Source organism: Kitasatospora sp. NPDC057198, from assembly GCF_042670125.1.
Classification (GTDB): domain Bacteria; phylum Actinomycetota; class Actinomycetes; order Streptomycetales; family Streptomycetaceae; genus Kitasatospora.
The window spans coordinates 1-4,547 of the sequence record NZ_JBHUWH010000572.1; the positions used below are offsets into that span (position 1 = coordinate 1).

Sequence of the window (4,547 nt, forward strand, 5' to 3'; positions counted from 1 at the left end):
GTCCTCGGCCATCACGGGGCACCGCCCGCGCCCGTCCCCGTATCGGCTCCCGCACCCGCCCCCGCACCCGCCTCCGCGTCCGTCTCCGCGTCCGGCAGCGGTACGGCGAGCGCGTCCTCGACGGTGGAGTGGACGTCCAGCACCTCGTCCGCGCCGGTGATCGCCAGCATCCGGGCGACCACCGGCCCCGGCGCGGCCAGCAGCAGCGGGAGACCGGCCCGGACGGCGGCGGTGTGGGCGCGCAACAGCAGGTTGAGACCGGTGGAGTCGCAGAACTCCAGGCCGCCGCAGTCCACCACCACCCGTCCGGGCGGGTCGGCGACGGCTCGTTCCAGCGCTTCGCGCAGCGGACCGACACTGTCATGGTCGAGTTCGCCCTCGGGCCGCACGACCAGCGCCCCGACGGGGCGGCGCAACGCGACGGTGAGGGGGGCACCGGGCTCCGCGCCCGGTTGTGCGTCCACGACTCGAACACCTCCTGCCGTACGGTGCCAGGCCCCTTCCCCCTGGGGCGGCCATCGGGTCGCGGCTACCCGACGGCCGCCGAGCCCAATCAGCCCCCTCCCCGGCCGCACCGCCCACCGTCCCGCTCACGCCGCCCCCTCGATGTGCTTGCGCAGCCCCTCTCCCGCCCCCTCGGCGCGCGCCTCACGCGGCCCCTCCCGCCGAATCCTCGGCCGCCTCTCCCGCCGAACCCTCGATGTGCTCGCGCAGCCCGGCGAGGGTGGCGGCGAGGATCCGGGAGACGTGCATCTGGGAGACGCCGATCTCGGCGGCGATCTCGCTCTGGGTGAGGCCGCCCCAGAACCGCAGCAGCAGGACGGTGCGTTCGCGTTCGGGCAGCTGGTTGAGGAACGGCTTGGCCATCACCCGGAGTTCGGCGACCTCCAGTTCGGGGTCGCAGCTGCCGAGCCGGTTGACCAGCGCGCTGCCGGGGTCGTCGGGGTCGTCGTCGCGCAGCGAGTCGAGCGAGTCGCAGCGGCACAGCCGTCCGGCGTCCAGTCCTTCGGCGGCCTGTTCCTCGGTGACGTGGAGCTCCTCGGCGAGTTCGGCGGTGTCGGGCAGCCGGCCGAGGGCCTGTTCGAGCCGGTCGGAGGCGTGCACGGCGGCCAGGTAGCGTTCCTGCACGCTGCGCGGGACGCGCAGCGGCCAGGAGGTGTCGCGGAAGAACCGCTTGATCTCGCCGGAGATGGTGGGGATCGCGTAGGTGACGAACTCGACGCCGCGGTCCGGGTCGAAGCCGTCGACGGCCTTGATCAGTCCGACGGTGCCGACCTGGACGATGTCGTCCAGGTCCTCGGGGCGGTGCCGGAACCGGGCGGCGACGAAGCGCACCAGCGGCATGTTCAGCTCGATCACGGTGCCCCGGACGTAGCTGTGGGTCGGGTCCTCCGGCGGCAGTTCGGCCAGCCGGTGGAAGAGCGCGTCGCTGAGCCGGCGCGCCTCGTACTTGCCCATGGCGCGCATCTCGCTCCGGGTGGGCCGGTGCAGCGGGTCGGCCTCGGTCGGCGCGGTTCCGCGCGCGCCGGTGGACGCGCCGGTGGTGGTGGACGTGTTGGTCACGGGGAGTCATCTCCCGGGTGCGGTAGGGGCCTGCCCCAGCGGCCCGGCGGTGCGGGCATGCCTCGCGCCGGACGGTGGAGACCGTCCGTGGCTCGGTAGCCGCACGCGCGGTGGCGGCGGCGGGGCGGGCGGAGAACCGTGGAACCCGGCTTCTTCAGGCGACGGCTCCCGGCACGCGGCGCGGGCGGGGCCTCTCGGCCCGCGGCCCGGCTCACATGCCGCGACGTGTCACACGTGGTGACGTAACGACCCCTGCGGGTCGGCCCCGCCGGGCGGTGCGCTCGACGTGGCCCTCTCTTCTTACCCGGTTCGTCCGTTCCGAACCCGATTCGGCGGATTTACCGGATTCCCCCGGTTCACCCGTCCCGGGACGGGTATGCGCGCCGGGTGACCTGTCCGACGACGGAAGGAGTCCCACCATGCCCGCCGGATCGAGCCCCAAGCGGGAGCGCCAGTACGAGCACATCAAGGAGGGTGAGCTGAAGCGCGGTGCGAGCGAGAAGCGCGCCACCGAGATCGCCGCCCGCACCGTCAACAAGGAGCGCGCCCGGCACGGCGAGAGCCGGACGTCCAGCCGCAGCTCCACCCACGACGTCTCCTCCGGGCACCGGGGCGGCAAGCGCTCGCACCACGGGGCCGGGGGCCCGACGTACGACCAGCTCTACAACGAGGCGCGGCAGCGCGGCATCAAGGGCCGCTCGAAGATGAACAAGAACGAACTCTCGCACGCCCTGGGGCGGTGACCGCCGGTGACCACGATGACCGTTCCGATGCCCGTCGACCCGGACGTCCGGCCGCCCGACCCGCCGGACGCGCCGCCCCGGCCGACCGATCCGCCCGACCCGCTCGGCCCCGGCCGGCCGCTGCCGGACCCGGACCCGCCGATCGCCCCTCCGGTGCCGCACGACCCGCAGCCGCCGAACCCCGGCCCGCCCGGCCCGGGACGGCCCGACCCGCTCCCGGACCCGCAGCCGCCGGGCCCCGCCCCGGAGCCGCCCGCCCCGGAACCCGTCCCGCAGCCGAGCCCGTGAGCACCCGAGCCGGTGAGCCCCTGAGCCCCTGAGCCCCTGCCGTCCTGGGCCCCTGCCCTCCTGGGCGCCCCTGCCGTCCTGGGCCCGGACGGGCCTCAGCGGCCGCGGCCGTCCCACTCGGGGGCCGGGTCGACCGGGAGCAGCGGGCGCAGCGCTCCGAGCAGTGCGCCGATGCAGACGTCGCGCAGCTCGGAGCGGCTGCAGGCCGGTTCGGCCAGCCAGTCGACGCAGAGCACCTGGACGAACACCAGCCAGCTCTTCAGTACGGCGGAGACGGTGGCCCGGGTGTCCTCCCCGGCCAGCGGCAGGACGGCCAGCAGGCGGACGCGCAGCGCGTCCAGCTCCTCCGCCATGATCGTCCGCACCACCTGGTCGCCGGCCAGCACCCGGTTCGCGGCGAGGACCGCGTGGCGGTTGGCCACGAAGTAGTCCAGGTGCGCGTCCAGGCCCTGGGCGAGCTGGCGCACCAGCGTCTCCCCCGGGTCGATCCGGGTGGCGGCGAGCAGCCGGTCCGCGGCCTGCTGGTAGACGGCGGCGAACAGTTCGCGCTTGCCCGGGAAGTGCCGGTAGAGCAGCGCCCGGGAGACCCCGGCCCGCTCGGCGACCTCCTCCATCAGCACGGCCTCGTACGGCTGCTCGGCGAACAGCTCCGCCCCGACGGCCAGCAGTTGGGCCCTCCGCTGGTCGGGGGTGAGGCGTCGGCGCGGGGCGGTCGGCATGCCCCCGATCCTATGCGACACGTGTCTACTTGACACGGACCCGGCTGCGCGCCCACCCTGGAGCCGGTCCCTTTTAGTAGACACGTGTCAACCAGACCGCGCCGGGCGTCCGGCCGGGGAGCGGAGCGGTGAGCGATGGCCAGGGCACTGCGGTTCCTCTCGTACGCGATGGGCTACGCCTGCGTGGCCATCGGGCTGTTCCACATGCTGGCGGGCAACGCCGCCGTCCCCGGCGCCGCCGACGCCGGGCCGACCACCGATTCGCTGGAGCGCTTCCTCGGCGCGATCTTCGCGGGCTACGGCCTGGCCTGGCTGCACACGGCCAGGCAGCGCCCGATCCCGCCCGCGCCGGTCCGCGTCCTGTCCGCGCTCTTCCTGCTGGGCGGCCTCAGCCGCCTGCTCTCCCTGGCCTCGGCCGGACGGCCGCACTGGTTCCAGCTCGTCCTGATGGCCGTCGAACTGGCCCTGCCGCCGGTCTACTTCTGGCTGGCCGCCGCCGACGTCCGGGCGCACGCCCGCTCGGCACAGCCCCGCTCGGCGACGACCGCGCAGACCCCCTCGGCGGCCCCCTCTGCGCCCCCCGCCGGGCCGCTGCCGGGCGACGGCTGAGCGGAGCCCGGTGCCGGCCGCGGGGTTCCGCACGACCGCCGGCGGGTAGGGCGCCCTGCGGCGGAACGAGCCGGGGGGCAGGGGGCGTCGCATGGGCTGGGTCCGTTGGCTGGGTCCGACGTGGCCGTGGCGGGTGGCGGGCGGGTTCGCCGTGCTGTGGCTGGCGGGCGCGGCGGTGGTGAGCTGGCTGCTGCTCGGCGGCCCGGCGGTCGCGATGAGCGGGCTGCTGGGGCCGACCGGCAGCTACGTGGCCACCAGCTGCTTCGAGGAGGTGGAGAGCACCGCCGTCAGCTGCGAGGGCCGCTACACCCCCTCGTCCCCGATCGGGGCCCCGTCGCGGCCGATGACGCTGCGCAGCGCCGACGACGCCCGGGTCGGCGCCCGGGTGGACGTCCGGGAGGTCGGCGGCCGGGTCTACCGGCCCTCGCCGGTCTCCGCCGGCGAGTACGTCGCCTTCGCCGGCTGCACGGCCGCCACCCTGGGCATGCCCGCCCTGTGGCTGCTGGCCTGCGCCCGCAGGGGGCGCGCCCGCAGCGGCGACGGCTACGTGTTCGCCTGGCTGGCGGCCCTGTTCCTGATGTGCGTCCTGGGGGTCGTCCTGCTGCCGCTGTTCTGGCTGCTGTCC

At 75.4% G+C, this 4,547-nt stretch carries 7 protein-coding genes; 4 read left to right on the plus strand and 3 right to left on the minus strand.

Annotated elements, in window-relative coordinates; translation table 11 throughout:
• Positions 1-11 precede the first annotated feature (11 nt).
• Both ACFUEL_RS35645 and ACFUEL_RS35650 read right to left on the minus strand, forming a co-directional pair.
• Positions 12-464 (minus strand): STAS domain-containing protein, encoded by a 453-nt coding sequence (locus ACFUEL_RS35645; RefSeq protein ID WP_380241723.1) that lies wholly within the window; start codon positions 462-464, stop codon positions 12-14.
• Positions 465-648: 184 nt separating this feature from the next.
• Positions 649-1,563, minus strand: coding sequence for a SigB/SigF/SigG family RNA polymerase sigma factor (locus tag ACFUEL_RS35650; RefSeq protein WP_380241725.1), 915 nt, complete (start codon positions 1,561-1,563; stop codon positions 649-651).
• A 419-nt stretch (positions 1,564-1,982) separates the two neighbouring features.
• Here ACFUEL_RS35650 and ACFUEL_RS35655 point away from each other — a divergent pair, with 419 nt between their 5' ends.
• Together ACFUEL_RS35655 and ACFUEL_RS35660 are read left to right on the plus strand one after the other, a co-directional pair.
• Complete coding sequence (locus ACFUEL_RS35655) at positions 1,983-2,306, plus strand: plasmid stabilization protein (RefSeq protein WP_380241727.1); 324 nt, start codon at positions 1,983-1,985, stop codon at positions 2,304-2,306.
• A 15-nt stretch (positions 2,307-2,321) separates the two neighbouring features.
• Positions 2,322-2,594: a hypothetical protein gene (locus ACFUEL_RS35660; RefSeq protein WP_380241729.1), complete on the plus strand. Its 273-nt coding sequence runs from the start codon at positions 2,322-2,324 to the stop codon at positions 2,592-2,594.
• Between the two features lie 95 nt (positions 2,595-2,689).
• Here ACFUEL_RS35660 and ACFUEL_RS35665 read toward each other — a convergent pair whose 3' ends face one another.
• Positions 2,690-3,313, minus strand: coding sequence for a TetR/AcrR family transcriptional regulator (locus tag ACFUEL_RS35665; protein WP_380241730.1), 624 nt, complete (start codon positions 3,311-3,313; stop codon positions 2,690-2,692).
• A 135-nt stretch (positions 3,314-3,448) separates the two neighbouring features.
• Between ACFUEL_RS35665 and ACFUEL_RS35670 the strand changes: the two genes are divergently transcribed.
• The gene (locus tag ACFUEL_RS35670) at positions 3,449-3,922 is read left to right on the plus strand and encodes a DUF4345 domain-containing protein (protein WP_380241732.1); all 474 of its coding nucleotides are present in this window, start codon (positions 3,449-3,451) and stop codon (positions 3,920-3,922) included.
• A gap of 91 nt (positions 3,923-4,013) precedes the next feature.
• Positions 4,014-4,547: hypothetical protein (locus tag ACFUEL_RS35675; protein ID WP_380241733.1), on the plus strand; the 534-nt coding region annotated here is incomplete at its 3' end.